The 20321-nt window shown below is 33.4% G+C and carries 15 protein-coding genes and 1 riboswitch; of the genes, 14 read left to right on the plus strand and 1 reads right to left on the minus strand.

The window, feature by feature from the left end; all coding sequences use genetic code 11:
• Positions 1–30: 30 nt before the first annotated feature.
• Positions 31–1107, minus strand: coding sequence for a YncE family protein (locus QMO11_RS15850; protein WP_282038240.1), 1077 nt, complete (start codon positions 1105–1107; stop codon positions 31–33).
• Positions 1108–1318: 211 nt separating this feature from the next.
• Positions 1319–1520: riboswitch (cobalamin riboswitch) on the plus strand.
• An 81-nt stretch (positions 1521–1601) separates the two neighbouring features.
• Between QMO11_RS15850 and QMO11_RS15855 the strand changes: the two genes are divergently transcribed.
• The 14 genes from QMO11_RS15855 to QMO11_RS15920 all read left to right on the plus strand — a co-directional run bounded on the left by QMO11_RS15855 (position 1602) and on the right by QMO11_RS15920 (position 20300).
• Positions 1602–3554 carry a TonB-dependent receptor gene (locus QMO11_RS15855; protein ID WP_282038242.1) on the plus strand — a complete coding sequence of 651 codons (1953 nt, stop codon included), beginning with the start codon at positions 1602–1604 and terminating at the stop codon, positions 3552–3554.
• A gap of 10 nt (positions 3555–3564) precedes the next feature.
• The gene (locus QMO11_RS15860) at positions 3565–4653 is read left to right on the plus strand and encodes an NHL repeat-containing protein (protein WP_282038244.1); all 1089 of its coding nucleotides are present in this window, start codon (positions 3565–3567) and stop codon (positions 4651–4653) included.
• A gap of 129 nt (positions 4654–4782) precedes the next feature.
• Entirely contained in the window at positions 4783–6807 is a 2025-nt protein-coding gene (gene ligA, locus QMO11_RS15865) for an NAD-dependent DNA ligase LigA (protein ID WP_282038246.1), read from the plus strand.
• 5 nt (positions 6808–6812) lie between these two features.
• A complete protein-coding gene (locus tag QMO11_RS15870) occupies positions 6813–7355 on the plus strand; it encodes a DUF6913 domain-containing protein (protein ID WP_282038247.1) in 543 nt (180 codons plus the stop codon).
• Positions 7356–7445: 90 nt separating this feature from the next.
• Entirely contained in the window at positions 7446–8030 is a 585-nt protein-coding gene (locus QMO11_RS15875) for a penicillin-binding protein activator LpoB (RefSeq protein ID WP_282038248.1), read from the plus strand.
• A 70-nt stretch (positions 8031–8100) separates the two neighbouring features.
• Positions 8101–9510, plus strand: a complete 1410-nt coding sequence (locus QMO11_RS15880) for a COG3014 family protein (RefSeq protein WP_282038249.1) — start codon at positions 8101–8103, stop codon at positions 9508–9510.
• Between the two features lie 452 nt (positions 9511–9962).
• Positions 9963–12386: a polysaccharide biosynthesis/export family protein gene (locus QMO11_RS15885; RefSeq protein WP_282038251.1), complete on the plus strand. Its 2424-nt coding sequence runs from the start codon at positions 9963–9965 to the stop codon at positions 12384–12386.
• 33 nt (positions 12387–12419) lie between these two features.
• Positions 12420–13523: a Wzz/FepE/Etk N-terminal domain-containing protein gene (locus QMO11_RS15890; RefSeq protein ID WP_282038253.1), complete on the plus strand. Its 1104-nt coding sequence runs from the start codon at positions 12420–12422 to the stop codon at positions 13521–13523.
• 53 nt (positions 13524–13576) lie between these two features.
• Positions 13577–14287 (plus strand): LbetaH domain-containing protein, encoded by a 711-nt coding sequence (locus QMO11_RS15895; RefSeq protein WP_282038255.1) that lies wholly within the window; start codon positions 13577–13579, stop codon positions 14285–14287.
• A gap of 12 nt (positions 14288–14299) precedes the next feature.
• Positions 14300–15505 carry a polysaccharide pyruvyl transferase family protein gene (locus QMO11_RS15900; protein WP_282038257.1) on the plus strand — a complete coding sequence of 402 codons (1206 nt, stop codon included), beginning with the start codon at positions 14300–14302 and terminating at the stop codon, positions 15503–15505.
• A gap of 52 nt (positions 15506–15557) precedes the next feature.
• Complete coding sequence (locus QMO11_RS15905; protein WP_282038259.1) at positions 15558–16403, plus strand: SDR family NAD(P)-dependent oxidoreductase; 846 nt, start codon at positions 15558–15560, stop codon at positions 16401–16403.
• Between the two features lie 11 nt (positions 16404–16414).
• The gene (gene menD / locus QMO11_RS15910; RefSeq protein WP_282038260.1) at positions 16415–18172 is read left to right on the plus strand and encodes a 2-succinyl-5-enolpyruvyl-6-hydroxy-3-cyclohexene-1-carboxylic-acid synthase; all 1758 of its coding nucleotides are present in this window, start codon (positions 16415–16417) and stop codon (positions 18170–18172) included.
• 102 nt (positions 18173–18274) lie between these two features.
• On the plus strand, positions 18275–18808 hold the full coding sequence (locus QMO11_RS15915) for a CatB-related O-acetyltransferase (protein ID WP_282038262.1): 534 nt from the start codon (positions 18275–18277) through the stop codon (positions 18806–18808).
• The gene (locus QMO11_RS15920) at positions 18798–20300 is read left to right on the plus strand and encodes a lipopolysaccharide biosynthesis protein (protein WP_282038264.1); all 1503 of its coding nucleotides are present in this window, start codon (positions 18798–18800) and stop codon (positions 20298–20300) included. The genes QMO11_RS15915 and QMO11_RS15920 overlap by 11 nt, the downstream gene beginning before the upstream one ends.
• The last annotated feature ends 21 nt before the right edge of the window (positions 20301–20321 follow it).

The following is a 20321-nucleotide window of genomic DNA, read 5'->3' on the forward strand; positions in this document are numbered from 1 at the left end:
TATATTTTCAAAATCGCTTTGAGAACGATTCTATCTGAACAAACACTTACCAGGGTTCTCACCTACTAATATTTCTTTATCTTCTTCGTTTAGACCATAACTGTCAAAAACAACTACTTTATCTTCATCAGAAACAGTAGCAAAGAACTCTGCACTCCTACTACTTACACTTATTGCATCAAATACCTTTGTACTATATCTATCTTCAGGAAATAAGATTTTCGCTGAAGAAAGGTCATCTTCACTAATTCGCATCGAGTATGTACCTTCATTTATATAATATAGAGTGGTTCCTCCAAGAGAAATAGCTATACCATCTCGTCCTTTACCAACATATCCACCAAAAGGATAATTAGTAACAGTGCGTTCACCCTCCTCGTTTGTATTATACGAGATACGGACTAAACCTGCGTTTGATTTTGGACTTTCACCTTCACCTTCGCACAATACCCACAAGTTACTATGCACATCAATAACCATATCTACTGGATTAACTAATGTTTCAATCTTAACAGTATCGATAGTCTGATTTCTCACTAAATCAACAATCATAATACCATTTTCAAGATCACTTGTATTAGCAACATAAACCAACTTACCTTTATCGTAAGCTATTTTTGTAGGATTAATTCCAACTTTAATGGTTTCTTTAATTGAAAGAGTTGTAGCATCTATTTTCAAAAGTTCTCCTGAGGTCATTTCATCTGCTCCTGCTATTGTAGCATAAACAAAGGTATCAGAAACACAAACCACATCTGTTGCATTAGCCACTGACGCTGATGTCATTTCTGATTTAAAATCATCGAGGTTCACTTTTTCGATAACAGAACTATTCCCCTCCGACATTAAAAAATACCCTTTTTCCGATCCGAAAGAGGCCGCCAACATTTCTCCTGTTAATGGTCTATCATTTATTTCGTTAAAAAGCTCGTTGGTTAAAGTATCTGCATGATAATGCGTAACACTTCCGTTTGCACTACCACTACCTTGGTTCATTACAAAGGTTCCTACAATAGAGGTTTCTTTACCATAGTTGGAGTTGTTGATACTGCATGAAACAGATATTACACAAAAAACCAATAATATGCTTGGAAAAAAATTCTTCATTCTGATTATTCTGATTTTTTAAAACGTACTAACAATATAATTTTCAAAGTGCAAATATAAGATTACCTATTAATTAATGTGTAATATCTATGAAATTATTAAACATCACCAATTAAGTTTAAATTAATAGCCCATCGAGAAGAGAATATTTATATAGAAGATATTTTCATCTTTTATACCTAAACATTAGCACGGAATAAAAACATCAATTATATTTGCGCAAAATTTTGGTTCCATAATTTTTATGGATTAAAAGGGAATCCGGTGATCACTTTAGTGAAATTCCGGAGCTGTACCCGCAGCTGTAAGTTTCTAAACAATTATTGCATCTCACACCACTGTTAATACTATTAATGGGAAGGTAGCAATAATAAGAAACGAGCCAGAAGACCTACCAAATATTGTTTAACAAAAGCTTCGGGAGCTAGGCTGTTAAGGATATTCTTAATTGAAGGTCTTTTCTATTTCTCCCCTTGCGTTTATGATTTTTTCAGATGTATATAAAATTAGGCATTTGCTTAGTTATTATTGGACTTTATTCATTTCAATTATTCGGACAGGACACATTTTCTGAAGAAGAGTCGCTCTTTTTAGCAGGCTTAGATACCGTATATATTGATAATGTAGATGTAGTAAGTAAAAAAATAAACCTATATGAGGTTGGTGGTAAAAAGGAAACGTTTACGCCAATGCAAAAACAAACAACAGAGGCAGGTAACTTAAGTGACTTAATATCAAGATACCAGCCCATATACGTTAAATCTGATGCTGGCGGACTTTCTTCCATTCGAGTAAGGGGTACTTCAGACAATCACACCTCTGTTAAACTTAGAGGATTAGAAATAAATTCTCAAACCCTAGGAAGTTATAATTCAAGTAATGCTCCTGTATTTTTATTTGATCAAGTAGAGTTAACCTATGGTAGTTCAACAGCTACAAAAGGATCTGGCTCAATAGGAGGAAACGTAAACCTAGGCTTAGAGAACAAATATAACGCAGGAGTTAACTCTGAGGTAAAATTAAGCGCTGGTAGTTTTGGTGAATACATGGCTGGTGCTAAAGTATTTGCAAGCAATGGCAAATTCGAATCAATATCAAGGTTAGCTTATTACGAAAAAGAGAATAACTTCCCATTTACCAATACATCAAGCTACGACTTTGAAAAACAAGAATTTCCAAGAGACACACAAAAAAATGCACGCATAGAAAACCTCAATTTCATACAACAACTTAACTATAAGTGGAATAAAGACAAAAGCATTTCGTCCGTAATTTGGTTGGCTAAAAACAGACACGAAGGTCAACCTAACATGAATGAAAATCAAAACCCGAACACCAGATACCTTGAGGATGAAAACATACGAACATGGGTGCAATTTGACAACATAACAAATGGCATAAACTATTACATAGGGGCTGGATACGTTTTTGATAATGCCATTGACTACAATAATAAAGCTCAAAAAATAGCAACTCAACGAATTATTGCCGAAACAGGTGCATCTAAAGAGTACAATAAAATAAGCGTTAAAGCCGGAATGCGCAATGTTTATATTAAACCTGATGTATATGCTTATGATGAGAATATAGATGAGAATAGGTTTTCCGTATTTGCTTCGCTACTTTATAAGCCATACCCTTGGTTAAAAACTACCTTAAATCTAAGACAGCAAGTTGTTACTGAGTTTAACGCACCATTCACTCCTTCCATAGGGTTTGATGCCCGCCTTTGGTACAATTCTCAGAGTATAATATCTGTTTTAGGAAGTTTACAAAGAGCATATAGAATCCCCACTCTGAATGATAGGTTTTGGGGTCAAGATGGGTATACAGGAAATAAAAACATTAGTCCGGAAGATGCCACTAGCTACGAACTAGGTTTTAATTACTTATATGCTCTTGATGATAAGTGGGTAGCCAATGCAAAAATAAATGCATTCTATATGGATGTTGACAATTGGTTAATGTGGATTCAAGGTACCAATGGTTGGTATGCCGAAAATATTGCCCACGTAATTAGCAACGGAGTTGAGTTTAGTGGTTCGCTTACTCGCAATTATGGCCAACATAAAACCACTCTTGGTGGTAACTTCTCATACAACTCTGCAGAGAGAAAAGAATCAGAACTAGAAACAGACAAACTAAATGAACAAATTGAGTATGTTCCTATATACAATGGCAACCTTTACATACAGCATCATTATAAAAAATGGGATGTCGGTATTGATGGCTCATATGTAGGCGAACGAAAATACAATCAGGTAGGAGGAAAATTAGATGCATTTAAACTCGTTAACCTATCATGTGCCTACAACATGAATATTAATAAAAACAAACTCACCATTTCGGCTAACATAAACAATCTACTGAGTAAAGAATATCAAAATCAGTATAACTATGCGATGCCCGAAATAAATTATAGAATAGGAATTAATTATACATTTTAATACATAAACCATGAACAAATTACGATTACTACTTTTAGCACTACCTTTTTTATTCGCGTCTTGCTCCAATGATGATGACAACAAACCATCTTTAAAAATAACAGGACATTACGTTTTAAATTACGGTAGCTATAGTGCTACAGTTGGTTCATTATCATACATTGATTTAGAAAACAACACAGTACAAAACGGAGCTTATGAGAGTGCGAATGGCGTGAGCATGTCTGGAAAACCACAATATGCCTATGAATATAAAGGAAACATTTACTTTATGGGAAATGCTAAAGATGAAATATTCCATGTAAGTGCTGATGATTTAACACAAACTCAAAATGGTGTTACTGAAGATATCATTAAGCCACGTTTTTGCATTGGCAATGGGGATTACCTATATATATCATGTTGGGGCGGAGATATCTGGGTTCCTGAGAACATTGAAAAAAGTTATATCGCAAAATATAACATCAACACAAATACAGTTGAAAAAAAGATAATGATACCTTATGGTCCTGAAGGACTTGAAATAGTAAATAACACACTCTATTGCGCATTGAATTACACCAATAAAATTGCAATGGTAGATTTAAATTCTGAAGAGGTTTCTTACATTGAAGACCTTTCAGGTGTTTCTTCGTACTTCCTAAAAGACAAGCTAAATAACCTATACGTACTTCAACCTAATACTCACAGCAACCCAAATTCTGATGCAGGTTTAGCATACATTAACACAAGCAATAACACCGTAGAGGCAAGTTTCCCCTTAAGCTTAGTAAGTACTGAGTATAGCTCTCTAATGACATTCAATTCCGATATGTCTAAAATATATGTTGTAGGCGGAACTTGGGGGGCCAATGGATATAGCGGTGGTATATACACTTTCAACACAATTGACAGTTCGTTTGAAGACACCCCTTTTATTGATGGCGTGGACGGCATAAATGGAGTATACTACAATACAACCTCAAATCTAATTTATGTTATGGTATCTCAAAGCACTACAACAAATGGACTCTTAAAAATATATGATGCAGAAGGTAATCCTCAGGAAGAATATGCTACTGGTATTTCTCCAGCATGGATCGTTGATGTAAAAAAATAACGTTTACTACACTAAATATATTAAAGCATGTTCTACATTTTTGCTAGAACATGCTTTTTTTTGTCTTTTATATTAAGCTCTCCAATCAAAATTGTATTTTTACTGCATTACAGAATTTGCAAATAGAATATGAGCGACATACAAAAACAATTAGTAGCCTTAAGGGCTGAATTAAATAAGCACAACCACAATTATTACGTAAACAACACACCCGAAATAAGCGACTTCGACTTTGATCAACTTATGAACAAACTGATTGAACTCGAAAAGCAGAATCCACAATTTAACGACCCCAATAGCCCTACTCAAAGAGTAGGCAGCGATATTTCAAACAACTTCACCCAAATTACCCACCAATATCCGATGCTATCATTGGGGAATACTTATAATGAAGATGAAATATCTGATTTTCACGACAGGGTTCATAAGAGCATTGGCGATGTTGAGTACGTTTGCGAATTAAAATACGATGGAACATCGATTAGCCTCAATTACGAAAACGGTTTGCTAAAACATGCTGTAACTAGAGGCGATGGCGAAAAAGGCGATGATGTTACCGAAAATGTTAAAACCATAAAAAGCATCCCTCTACAATTAACCGGTAATTATCCAGATAAATTTGAGATAAGGGGTGAAATTGTTTTGCCACATTCACAATTCGAAAAAATAAACCAAGAGCGTATTAAGAATGAAGAGCTTCCATTCGCTAATCCCAGAAATGCAGCTTCAGGCTCCTTAAAAATGAAAAAGAGTAGCGAGGTAGCCAAAAGAGGACTAGATTGCTACTTATACTATATACTAGGAGACAATCTTCCATCAACACTACACACAGAAAATTTAGAAATAGCGCGATCGTGGGGATTTAAGATACCTACTGATTACAAAAAATGTAATTCTCTTAATGAAATAAATACATTTATATCCGATTGGGATGAGAAACGACACAGTTTGCCCTTTGAAATTGATGGTATAGTTATTAAGGTAAACGATATAAATATTCAAAATGAATTGGGCTATACTGCAAAATCACCACGATGGGCAATATCTTACAAGTTCCAAGCTGAAGAAGCAAAAGCAAAATTACTTTCAGTAAGTTACCAAGTAGGCCGAACTGGAAGAATTACGCCCGTAGCCAACCTCTCTCCCATTCAACTTGCCGGAACAACAGTGCAAAGAGCATCGTTACACAATGCCGATATTATTAACGAATTAGATTTACACCAAAACGATAATGTTTGGGTTGAAAAAGGAGGAGAAATTATTCCGAAAATTACACGAGTTGAAATTAAAGATAGAGACAGCTCGGCAGTAAAGGTGGAATACATTACACAATGTCCTGAATGCGGAACTCAATTGATAAGGCCCGAAGGCGAAGCATCTCACTTTTGCCCCAACGATAAAGGATGTAAACCACAACAAAAAGGAAAGATTGAACATTTTGTGAGCCGAAAAGCACTAAACATCGATTCTCTTGGTGAGCAAGTTGTAGATCTATTATTTGAAGAAGGACTTGTTAAAAACATTGCAGATATTTACGATCTGAATTATGAGAAATTGATTGGACTATCTAAATCTATATCAAAAGATGGAAAAAAAGTTTACTCCTTTAAGGAGAAGTCAACTCAAAAACTATTAGATGGTATTGAAAAATCCAAAACCATTCCCTTCTCTTCCGTTTTGTTTGGTATAGGTATAAAGCATGTTGGAGCTACAGTTGCAAAAACGCTAACGCAAAAGTTCAACAATATTGAGCTTCTATCTAAGGCAACTAAAGAAGAATTAATCGAAACAGATGATATTGGACCAAAAGTTGCAGAAAGTATCACAAATTTCTTTTCCGATGAGGAAAATACGGAAATAATTGAGCGACTTAAAGAAAATGGTATTCAATTAGAATCTGAAAAGGTAGAGATTTTAGAAGGGAATTTCACCAACCAATCATTTGTGGTAAGTGGCACCTTTACCAATTACAGCCGCGATGAAGTAAAGAAAATAATTGAAGAAAATGGAGGCAAAAACCTGAGTGGTGTATCTTCTAAAACTACTTATCTTGTTGCTGGCGAAAAAACAGGCCCTAGCAAACTCAGTAAAGCAGAAAAACTAGGTATCCAAATAATAAACGAAACTGAATTTATAGCCTTACTAAATAAATAATACCAATGAATATTATAACAAAAACAAGAGTTGGTATATCTAAGTACCTAATTAAAAAACAGCAGAAAAAGTTAAATCGACAAATTGAAGTCTGCAATATTCACAAAGCACAAAATGCACTAATAGTAGGTAATATATCAAATGAGGAAGGCATTAAAGCCATTCAAAAAATGAAGGCATTTTTTGCAGAGCGAAACATAAACTGCGAGGTAATTGGATATTCGAACAAAAAAAGCGCTTCTAATTTAATTAGTGATACTAAACACCATTATCTTATTAATGAAAACTTTAGCTATTTTTACATCCCAAAGTTAGTTGAGGTAAAAACCGTTCTTAACAAATCGCATGATGTATTGGTGAATTTATACGAAGAACACTCCTATCAAATAGAAAACACTGTTAAACTATCTAATGCTAAATTTAAAGTAGGCTGCTCAAGTTTTGAGGCTGACACACACGATCTTTTATTAAATATTGAGGAAACGCAAAAAGACCCACTTTTTATTACTGAACAAATGCAGCATTATATTACTATTATTAATTCGTAACTTCGAACTATTAAATTTTTAACCTTTTTTGAACAAATAACTTGGGGCTACATTTAACTCCTATTAATAAAAAAAATAAAACAATAAAGTATGAACACTAAATTATTATCACTTCTCTTATTCATTGCTATAGTTGCGAGCTCATGCTCACATAAAGTAGAACGCGTATCACCAGATGAAACTATTGATTTAAGTGGACGATGGAATGATGCTGACTCAAAAATGGTGGCTGAAGCTATGGTTGACCAAATTTTATCCGGTGGTTGGATAGATAACTTTGCTAAGGCAAATGATGGAGCCAAACCAGTTGTTGTGGTTGGGCTAGTTTCAAACAAGTCGCACGAGCATATCAACTCTGCAACATTCATTAAAGATGTTGAACGATCGTTTATTAACAGTGGTAGAGTTCGTTTGGTGCAAGCTGCCGACAAAAGAGAGCAATTAAGAAGCGAGCGCGCTGCACAACAAGAATTTGCTTCATCAGCAACAGCAAAAAAATGGGGTAAAGAGTTAGGAGCTGACTTTATGCTTAATGGCGATATCAATTCTATTGTAGACACCTATAAAAAGGAACGCGTTAATTTTTACCAGACAAACCTAGAGTTATCTGATTTGGAAACAAATGAGATCGTTTGGATTGGTGATAAAAAAATCAAAAAATACATCAATAAATAAAACCATTAAGGCTATCATTTAAAGCTATGATAGCCTTCTTATTTTACCACTCACCACTTCTCTGCACATTATGCGAAATTCAACACCTCGATTCACACCCCACATTATAGTTGGCATTCTTCTTTCCATCACACTTTGGGGATGCGCTAGTTATTACCAACAAAACCTAGTACTTCAACAAAACATTACCAGTGGTAATTTTGAAAAAGCTGATAAAATATTAAGCGCTGACAAAAAAGGTGAAGAGGGTAAGAATAGAGTGCTTTATTTTATGAATAAAGGAACTGTAAACTTTATGATGAATAACCATGAAGTGAGCAATGCCTATTTTGAGAAAGCAGATTTATACATAGAAGATTTCAAAAGGAGTGCAGCAAACGAAGCCTTAGCACTAATATCAAATTCAATGGTGCGACCATATAAGCCTGAGGATTTTGAAGCTGTAATGATACATTATTACAAATCTTTAAACTACTTGTTCCTTAATCAGTACGATGAGGCCATAGTAGAAGCCAAGCGTGTTAATATTTTACTTCACCAAATAAACGACAAATACTCAAAATCAAAAAACAAATATAGCGATGATGCATTTGCTCATAACCTAATGGGCATAATATACGATGCCTCAGGAGATAAAAACAATGCTTTTATTGCCTACAGAAATGCACTTGAACTATACGAATCAAAATATACCGAACTATTTAAGCTAGCGGCACCACAACAACTAAAAAAAGATATACTCAGAACAAGTTATGAATTAGGCTTTGGCGAGGAACACAGAAGCTATAAAGAAAAGTTTAACATGAGTTACGAACCAGACAGCACTGAAACCGGTGATTTGGTATTTTTATGGATGAACGGCTTTGGACCAGTAAAAGACGAATGGAGTATTAATTTTACAAACACTGGATATAATAACGGTTGGATTACCCTTGTCAACGAACAGGAAGGTTTTAGCTTCCCAATATACATAGGAAACAAAAGTAAAGACCAACAAAATGCCTATAAAAATCTATCCTTCCTTCGTGTGGCATTCCCTAAATACAAAGAACGCAAACCACTTCTTTTTCAGGCTACTTTAACCGTAGATAATAGCGTACACAAATTAGAATTAGCCGAAAACATTAATGCTATTGCATTCAGGTCGCTAAAAGACAGAATGGCTAGGGAGATGGCATACGGTATTGCCAGACTAGCAACAAAAAAAGCAATGGAAAGCATCGCAAATAACCAAGATCAGAACATAGGCACTATAGTAAGTATTGTGAATGCAATGACTGAAAAGGCAGATACTCGCAACTGGCAATCACTACCTTATGCCATCCATTACAGCAGAGTCAAACTTCCCGAAGGAAATCACCAAGTAACACTCAACGCAAAAGGTAAAACAAATACTCAGGAGCAATTTAACTTTGAAATAAAAAATAACAAAACAACCTTCTTTTGTTATCATGAGTTAAACAGTCAACCAATAAAATAATATTCATAGCTAATTGACCACTAAAAAACACCATAAATAATTAACAACCACAACTCTACTATACATAAAAACAATTTAAAAGTACAAAAACTATTAAACTTTAACTTTTAACACTTTGCTAACACTTTTAATTCCAAGCAAGAAGACAAAAACCTGTTACAAAGCAAGAATCTTTATGAAACTGAGGCATTGAATAATCGTAATAAAAACTAATTTTGTGCCTGTTTTAAAAAAATGAGCAATATACCTTACAGTTATAACAGCATATTATGTGACTGAGGGGGCGAAGCCGTATCATATCTTGAACAAATCAACAATACCGTATAAATAAAACTTTTCTAAAATTATTAATCTGGCAGAAGTGTGACATCAAACATTATGCCATATTTAATAATGTAAAATTAACATAAAATTAACAATTCCGTAACGCTGCAAAATTTAGCATATCGATTATGAAATTTTCATTCCTTATTATTGCATTATCACTTGCATTATCCATTGGTAATACTTTTGCCCAATCTTCTAACATTGACCCAAGTAGTGTTAATGTAGATGAATTATCCGATGACCAAATTAGAGAAATGGTTCAGGAAATTGAGGCTCGCGGACTCAGTGACGAAGATGCTATTGCCATCGCGCGTATGAAAGGGGCTACCTCTACTCAGGTAAGCAAAATGATGATGCGAATCCAAAAAGTTCGTGCGGAGAATCTAAATTCACCAACTGCCAGCAAAAATCCGAATGGAAGTGCTGCGCCAGCAACATCATTCTTCATTAACGAGAGCAAAACATCTGAAAAGGAAAACTTTGTTTCTTTCGAGGCACAGGAGACCTATGGCTATCAACTATTCAACACCAAGAATCTAACATTTGAACCCTCAATTAACATACCTACTCCAAGCAATTACATTATTGGTATTGGTGATCAAATAGATATTACTATTTGGGGTGCCTCTCAAACTACCTACCAACTACCAATTGATATTAACGGACAAATCAATATTCCTGACCTTGGTTTAATATCTGTATACGGAAAAACATTTGATGCTGCATCAAAATTAATCAAACAACGCCTTCAAGGCATATACAGCGGTATGAAAGGGGCAAACCCAAATACCTTTTCTGAAATTAGCTTAGGTGCACTGAGATCAATAAAGGTTAATGTTATTGGTGAGGTAAACGTACCTGGAACCTATAGTTTGCCAGCTACTGCTACAGCCTTTAATGCTCTATACTTATCTGGTGGACCAAATAAAAATGGCTCTTTCAGGAACATCTCAATTATCCGTAATGGTAAAAGCATAAAAACACTAGATGTTTATAATTTTTTATTGAATGGTGATTTAAGCGACAACATTAATCTTAAAGAAGATGATATCATATACGTATCTAGCTTCATTAGTAAAGTGAGACTGCAAGGGGCATTTAAAAACATTGGCCTTTTTGAGACTCTCCCTGAAACCACCCTAGATGAGGTGATCAAAATAGCAGGAGGCTTTTCAGAAGAAGCATTTCAAAAAAACCTGAAAGTGATTCGCAAAACACAAACAGAGCTAGAAGTAAAAACAGTCGATTTTGGTGAACTCAAGCACTTCACATTAAAGAATGGTGATGAGATTACTGCAGGAAACCTACTAAGCAGATATGAAAATAGAGTAAGTATCCAAGGTCATGTATTCAGACCTGGCGGATATGAGCTAAAAGATGGCATGACCCTTGCCGGATTAATAAAAGAAGCAGAAGGTGTAAAAGAAGGCGTTTTTACCAATAGAGGCTTAATTACTCGCTTAAAAGTGGATAATACTTATGATAACATATCGTTCAATCTTAAAGATGTACTTGAAGGTCGATGGGACATTCCCCTTCAAAGAGAAGATGTTATCATGATACAAAGTGAAATTGGGTTAAAAGAAAAGGAGTTCATCTCTGTAAATGGCTTAGTGCAAAAGAGAGGTAAGCAACTTTATGCAGATAATCTTACCTTAGGGGACGTAATTTTTAAAGCAGGAGGTTTTAAAGAGTCCGCAGATATCAATAGTATCGAAGTATCTAGGATACTATCGATTGAAGAAGGACAAGAATATACCAACCAATTGCGACACACCTTTAGCTTTGATGTGGATAGAAATCTCAAACTCAATGACACAGATGAAAAGTTTATTTTAAAACCATTTGATATCGTAAGTGTACGTAAAGCTCCCGGATTTAGAAAAGGAGGTACAGTAACGATTATCGGCGAGGTTATGAATGGTGGAACCTATAGCATAACCACGAGAGAAGAATCTATCTCTGCATTAATTAACAGAAGCGGTGGACTTACCCCTCTTGCCTACCCTGCAGGTGCTATACTTATTAGAGAAAAAAACCTAAGCGATGAAGAATTACAAATTCGTGAAGAAATCATAGAGAAAGATAGCACTTTGAATATTTCCTTATCAAGCGTAAAGCAAGTCGGCATTAAATTAGATGAGATATTAGCTAACCCTGGAGAAGCAAATGACCTCATTCTTTCTGATGGAGATAAAATAATAATTCCTACCCAATTACAGACTGTTAAAACTTCTGGTAACGTTATGAACCCCATATCGCTTACCTACCAAAAAGGAAGGCGTGCTAAATACTTCATCAAACAAGCAGGTGGATATGGCGTTAGGCCGAAAAGAAGTAGCGTGTATGTTATTCATGCCAATGGCATATCTAGCACTACAAAAAACTACATATTATTTAAGCGTTACCCTAAAGTTGAACCAGGATCTGAAATAATGGTACCACAACGTCCTGAGTCCAATATGGGGGCGGCACAATGGGTAGCAATAGCATCGGCAGTGACTGGTTTGGCAATAAGTATTACCTCTTTGGCGAATATTTTAAAGTAGACCTCCATAATTTACATTTATTATAACTACCATATGGAAAACAATATAGAAAAAGAACAGATAGAGGACGACGAGATAGATTTAATAGAAATTGCTAAAACTCTTTGGGAAGGTCGCAGAATCATAATTAGATCGACTATCATTTGTACTATAATAGGATTATTTATTGCCATTTTCTCTCCTAAGGAATACACTGCAAGCACTATATTTGTTCCTCAGAACAATGAATCTAGAAATATAAATGGATCATTGGGTAGTCTAGCAGCAATAGCAGGACTTAATCTCGGAAATAACCAATCAAATCCAGAAATATCACCTAGCTTATATCAAAGTATATTAGAAAGCCCCTCATTTTTTCAAGATTTAATAAAAACTGAAATAAACTTTTCTAATTCTAATATCCCAATCTCTATATCCGACTATTATACTAAAAATATAAAACCGTCTTACTTCAGCATAGTTAAGAAGTATACAATTGGCTTACCCAAACTAATAATAAACAAATACACCCAGACAATTGATAATTCCCAGAAAACACAAGGTTCTAACACCTTTTCATTTAATAAAAAGGAATATTCTATACGAAAAAGCATTTATAAACAAATCAAACTAAAACTCAACAGTGATTTAGGCTATATATCATTAGAGTGCACAATGCCAGAAGCTTTAGCTGCAGCCGAATTTACGAGGGAGACAAGAATTTTACTACAGAAATATGTTACATATTATAGAGTAAAAAAGGCTGAGGATGAACTTCGTTTTGTGGAAGACCAACTAGAAACTAATAAAGATGAGTTTTTATTAGCAGAAGAAAAATTAGCTATGTACTCTGATAAAAATAAGAATATAACATCAGCGAAGGTTCAATCTATACTCCAACACCTTAGAAGTGATTACAACTTAAAGTTAGATATTTACTCAGAACTAGCTAAGCAAAGAGAGCAAGCAAAAATTAAAGTTGCTCAAAATAAACCATCTTTTAATGTAATTCAAAAAGTCACTATCCCACATGAAAAAAGTGCCCCTAGAAGATCATTAATAGTAATAGTATGGGGATTTCTCGGAGTTTTTTTTGGTATTAGTATTATATATCTTTTGAAAGGATACCGAGTAACAAAAGAACGATGGTTAAATTAAACATATTTTTAAAAGATATGATTTTTGTGCAATACTATAATAATAAATAAACTATGCTTAAGCATATGGCAACAGTTGTTTCAATCAATTGGATTAAAACGATATATTTCAATTTTAAGTACCTACCGATTAATCAAGCTATAAAATTACCCGTATTTGTTTACAAAGCGGAACTTTTAAAGTGTAATGGACAAGTTCGAATAGAATCCGATTGCATAAAACCAGGTATGATCAGGTTAGGAATAAGAGTTGTATCATTATACCCTAATAATGGGATAATGTGGGAGAACCACGGGGGAACTGTGGTTTTTAAAGGCACATGCCAAATTGGTAATGATTCCTCGATTTCTATAGGTAAAACAGGTAAAATTACCTTTGGTAATAATTTTAAAAATACCGCTGCCTTAAAATTAGCATCGTATTGTGGAATAAGCTTTGGTAATGATGTAAGAGTTGCTTGGGAGGTAATAATAATGGATACTTCATTCCATCAATTGAAAGATATTAATGGAAATAAAATTGGAGAACCATATAAAGAAATAATAATTGGAAATAACAATTGGATTCCAGTAAGGTCATTAGTTTTAAAAGGAACTAAAACACCTGACTTCACAATCTTTGGTGCAACATCAATATTAAATAAAGATTACACTAAAGGTCCAACGCATTCACTAATGGCAGGACAACCACTAAAAATAAAAGCGGAAGGAATATGGCGAGATATGAATGATGATGGAATTATTTACGAGAGTAAGCACTTATAAAATATGAAAAATATGAAAAATATTAATGTAGGAATAATTGGTGCATACCCATACAATGGCAATCGTGGTGTTGGAGCTTTATCATTCTCCACTTTATATTTATTAGAGGAAATCAGAGAAAGTAAAAAACTAAATATAAATTACTTTTTAATTAATAATAATTACACTAAAGAATCAGATATAATTAATATTGGGAAACAAAGTATAAAAATCACCAATATTTCCATGTTAAATTTCTACAAACCCAAAGATTTAATAAAATGTATTTTAATTAAGAAACATAGGCGCTCTTTTAAGGCGTATAGAAATATGGATATTTTTATGAATATGGGGGAAGGTGATAGTTTCTCAGATATATATGGTAAGGTCCGTTTTAATAGTATAAACCACCAAAACAAAATGGCACGACTATTAAGAAAAAAGTATATACTACTACCTCAAACCATTGGTCCATATAAAGACCCCAAAATTAAAAATGAGGCAATTAAAAGTATTGAAGCAGCATGTTTAGCTTTTCCAAGAGATAAGAGGAGTAGTGCTTTCGTTAAAGAAAATAGTAATCAAAAGAATTCTATCGAGGCTGTAGATGTTGCTTTTTTTATGCCTTTTAATAATCAATATAAAAAAAGTGATACAATTAAAGTTGGACTAAATATTTCTGGTTTATTATGGAATGGCGGTTATACAAAAAACAATCAATTCAACTTAAGTGCAAACTATAAGGAACTTACAACTAGTATTATAAAACACTTCAATAATATTGAAAACGTAGAGTTACATATAGTTCCTCATGTAGTTGTTCCTTATAGAGCTATAGAAAATGATTATTCTGTTTCTTTAGATATTATAAACGAGTATAAATCAGACAGAATAAAACTAGCTCCATTTTTTATGGACCCAATACAAGCAAAAGAATACATTTCTTCCTTTGACTTTTTCTTGGGAGCAAGGATGCATGCAACAATTGCGGCGTTTTCATCTAATGTACCAGTATTTCCGCTAGCATACAGCCGAAAATTTAATGGCTTATTTGAAGATACACTAAATTATTCATCAATGGGAGATATGGTAAATGATTCTAATGAAATTATTATTTCTAAGATGAAGAAAGCATACTCTGACAGGGATAATTTGCGTAAAATAATAGATGAACGGTTAAATTCAGTAGTAATACAGAGAAAGGAAACAATTCTCGAATATATTGCACGCTATCTATAATTCTTCACACAAAAAAGAGATTGGTTATTTTTCATCTTATAAAACACATAGAATGCCAACATTAAACAAACTACTTTCTTACTTTAAATCCATGCGTAAGTTCCTAAAAGATGGAGGGCATACAACAGTTAATATAGCACAAATAAGCAATGGAGAAATACTTAATGGCAAAAGAGTACTTATTACGGGTGCCAGCTCCGGTATAGGACTCTGCATTGCAAAAAAGTGTATATCCGAAGGAGCTAATGTCCTCATCACAGGAAGAAACGAAGAAAAGCTAGAAAAGGCTGTGTCTGAAATAAACTCTGACAATTTATCATATCTTAAATGGGATATTAGCGATATAAATATTATTAATTCTAAAATAGAAATAGCCACACAACTATTAGGTGGTAATATAGATATTTTAGTTAATAACGCAGGTGTCCTTTCTCCAATCATATTTCCTAATGTAACTGAAGAAATTTGGGATCAAACATACTCTACTAATTCCAAAGGGCTGTATTTTCTTACTCAGCATATCTGCAAATTATGGTTACTACAAGAGGATAGAAATAAGAAAGTAATAAATATATCATCAAGTGGCGGATTTGTTGGAGCAACTTACCCTTACAGAATGACTAAATGGGATATTAATGGATTAACATTAGGTTTAGGTCGAAAACTTGCTTCAAAAGGAATAATTGTAAATGGGATAGCCCCAGGTAGAATTGCTACTAAAATGCAAAGATGCAAAAATCCAAAAGAAAATATATATGATAGTACTAGTTTTATGCAAAGATATGGTCTTCCCGAAGAAATTGCCGAATTGGCACTATTCTTAATTAGCGATTCAAGTAATTTTATAACTGGTCAAACTATTCAATGTGATGGTGGCGGCTATAAAAACAATTCATAGAAATTTAGATTATGTATATTCCTAAATATAAAAGCATCCAAATACTAATACCTATACTAAAATTGCATAATATTGCTCATATAGTAATATCACCTGGCTCTAGAATGCGTGAATTTATTCTAGCTGTAGAAGAAGACCCTTTTTTTACGTGTTATTCAGTAGTAGATGAACGCAGTGCCTCTTATTTTGCCATTGGTATTTCTCAAGAGCTGAATGTTCCAGTTGCCATAACTTGTACTTCAAGCACTGCTACTACAAATTATTATCCAGGAATTACAGAGGCGTACTACCAACAAGTTCCTATTTTAGTTTTAACTGGGGATAGGGATCCATACTTGCTAGGGCAACAAGAAGATCAGATGATTAACCAAGTTAACATGTATGATCGGGTAGTTCAAAAATCAGTCGACCTTCCTATTATTAAGGATGAGAATGATTCTTGGTATTGTAGTAGGCTTATTAATGAAGCTATATTAGAGTTAGATCACAAAATAAAAGGTCCTGTACATATTAATATTCCTGTACCTGCCTTAATAACATGGAGTAATGAACAGGTAGACCACTACCCCGAGGTTAAGGCTATTAAACGCTATTCCTTTTCAAATCAAGAAACAGAATATATAGCTAAAACTCAGATTAATAAATTAAAAAAAGCGAACAAAATATTGGTTTTAGCAGGCCAGAATACAGAACCATTTAATAGCGAAACACTTAGTGATTTTTTTCAAAAATACAATTGCATCATACATTCTGAACATATGGGCAATTATAATGCTGAAGGTAGATTAAATATCTCAATGCTTGCTGAAGGCCCAACCGAAAATGATTTTGAAGACTTCAAGCCTGATATTGTTATTTCATTTCATGGCACATTAGGGATTACAAGAAACCTCAAAGAGCTTTTAAGGAAGAAGAAAACTGATCATTGGCACATATCTGAAAATGGGGAAATTCTTGATGCATATAAAAACTTAACTTCTGTATTTGAAACTTCCCCAGAGATATTTTTTAAATATGCAATTAAGAATTCTGATAATAAACAGAAAAATAATAAAATATACTACAACCTATGGAGAAATAAGTTTAATGAAATTAAACTGCCAAAAATCCCATACTCCAATGTATATGCAATAAGAGAACTAATTAATTTGATGCCGAAAGATAGTATTTTGCACTTAAGTATTTTAAACAGTGTCAGAATTTCTCACTTCTATAATTTACCAAAAAACACGAAGGTTTATGCTAATATCGGAACAGACGGTATAGACGGGTGCATGTCCACTTTTATCGGTCAAGCATTTGTTTCCAATAGGCTTTCATTCCTAATAATAGGTGATCTTAGCTTTTTTTATGATATGAATGCGATTAGGATTAAACACATTAAAAATAATGTTCGTATCATATTAATAAATAATTACGGTGGAAATGAATTTTATCAACAGCCAATAATGCCAACTACAGACCTAGGACTTGGAGCTAAACACAATAATAGTGCTAAAGGGTGGACTAAAAGTGTAGGTTTTGACTATCTGGAGGCAAATAATGAAGATGAATGCTTAGAATCATTAAAGCTTATTACCTGTGAATCTAACGAAAAACCAATGCTCTTGGAAATATTCACTAATACAATGGTAGACAGGGAAATAGTAAAGCTGATGAAAGAGAGTATGTCTCCCCTCTTTAATAAAAATGCAGCTATGAAACAAAAAGTTAAATCTGTAATTGGTGATTCGAGTGTTAAGAAATTAAAAAGTATATTAAAACGTTAGTTACAAGTGAAAACAAGACTGTTTAAATATTACAACAAATATCAAAACCGATATATTAGAAGATTGATTACAAATATAATCCTCAAAAAAGAGGCTGGTATTATGTATTCCCCGACTATAAGAAAAATCTTTAAGCAATGTCATGGTATCGAAATCGGATATGGCTCGTACGGTGGATGTTTTAATACTAGTAATATTAGACCCAATATAAAAATAGGCAATTATTGCTCAATAGCAAGTAAGGTAGATTTTTTAAGAGCTAATCATCCAATCAAAGATTTCACTATGCACCCAATAGCTCATCGAACATCTCATAATTATACTTTAACAAAAGACAGATTCTATTGGGAAAATCTAGTCATAGGTAATGATGTGTGGATTGGACAGAATGTAGTTATTCTTCCTTCATGTAAAAGTATAGGAAATGGTGCAGTTATTGGTGCAGGTAGTATTGTTACTAAAAATATAGAACCATATTCAATTGTAGCAGGAAATCCTGCTAAGAAAATAAAGATGCGCTTTACACCTAAAGTAATCAAGAAACTAGAGGATTCTAAATGGTGGACAATGGATAAAGATGAGTTAATAAGAAACCATACCGCGTTACAAAAACTAACTTCAAGCAATGAAGGATAAAACATATTACGCAAAATCTTTTTCTTGGGGTGTAATTACAAAAGTTTTAGATGCTGCAATAAAATTTATTACAATCCCCTTACTATTAAATCACTTTGGCAAGGATGATTATGGTTTGCTTACATTAGCAATTGCAACCAATGCATATATGCAATTACTTAATATGGGAATTAATACTGGTGCTATTAAATTTTTTTCACAATGGATAGGTAGTGGTAAGAGAAATTTAATCGACAGAGTTGCAAGAACAAATATTACCTTTTACCTTGTAATTGGTATAGTTAATTCTGTTATATTAATTTTCATTAGTATATATGGCGAGCACATTTTTAACATAACTCACTTTCAGTTTATTACTTTTCGACAACTATTAATTGTATTGGCAATAGTTAGTACTATAAGTTGGACTACGATGGTATTCAATCAATTATTAATAGCTGATGAGAAAATTGCGTTTACCCAACAGGTATTATCAGCCAAAGCAATCCTTAATTTAGTATTGGTTCTAGTCACAATTTATCTTAAATTATCATTGCTTCAATATTTCATCACCCTATCACTTTTAAATACCTTAGTATTAATACCTTATATATACACAACTATAAACAGGCGCTTAATCCAATCTTTTAAGCCTGCCTTTTATTGGAAAGATTTTAGCCAAATACTAAAATATAGCTTAGCTATTTTCGCAATGGGATTTTTTCAATACACAGCCATGCAATCACGTCCAATAGTATTGGGCATATTTTCAAAAGAAAGTACTGCAGTATTGACTGAGTATAGAATTATAGAAGTATTCCCATTGTTTATTATTTCGATTGGTGGCATATTAATTTCAATTATTTTGCCGAAAGCATCTAAAGCTATTGAAGAGGATAACCAAAATGCCATTAAGGAGATAGCCTATAATGGTACTAGGTTTAGTAGTATTATTGTTACATTTTTATGCTGCCCTATTATTCTTAATGCAAAAAACATTCTTGAATTGTATGTAGGAGCGCAATACACAGAACTAGCTCCATGGCTTGCTCTTTGGTGCATAACAGTTCTACTCTTTTTACATAATTCACCTGTAGCTAGTTTGGTATTAGCATCTGGTCGTACCAAAATGCTTGTATACAGCAGTGCTGCAGCTTGTTTTATATCAATCGTAATTAACGCAATATTATGTAGCACTTATGGTGTAGGCTCAGCAGTAATTGGGTATTTAGTTTATATTATTATTCAATTAGCATTTTTCTATCTATATTTCAATCCTTATGTATTAAAAATAAACTCGATAAAAATATTTAAGGCATTTATTAAACCTACTATTCTAGGCTTAGTTCCAGTCATTATAATAACTACCTCAAATTTTAATTTAGATAATCTAGTTATTGATATTTTTTTAAAAATGATAATTTGGTTTTGTACAACTATATCACTAATGCTATTATTTAAGATAATTGACATTAAAGACATATATTTTAATCACATAAAAACAAACAATTAAAGTAAAGGTATTTAGCCTTTG

Source organism: Saccharicrinis aurantiacus, from assembly GCF_947489045.1.
Lineage (GTDB): Bacteria > Bacteroidota > Bacteroidia > Bacteroidales > Marinilabiliaceae > Saccharicrinis > Saccharicrinis aurantiacus.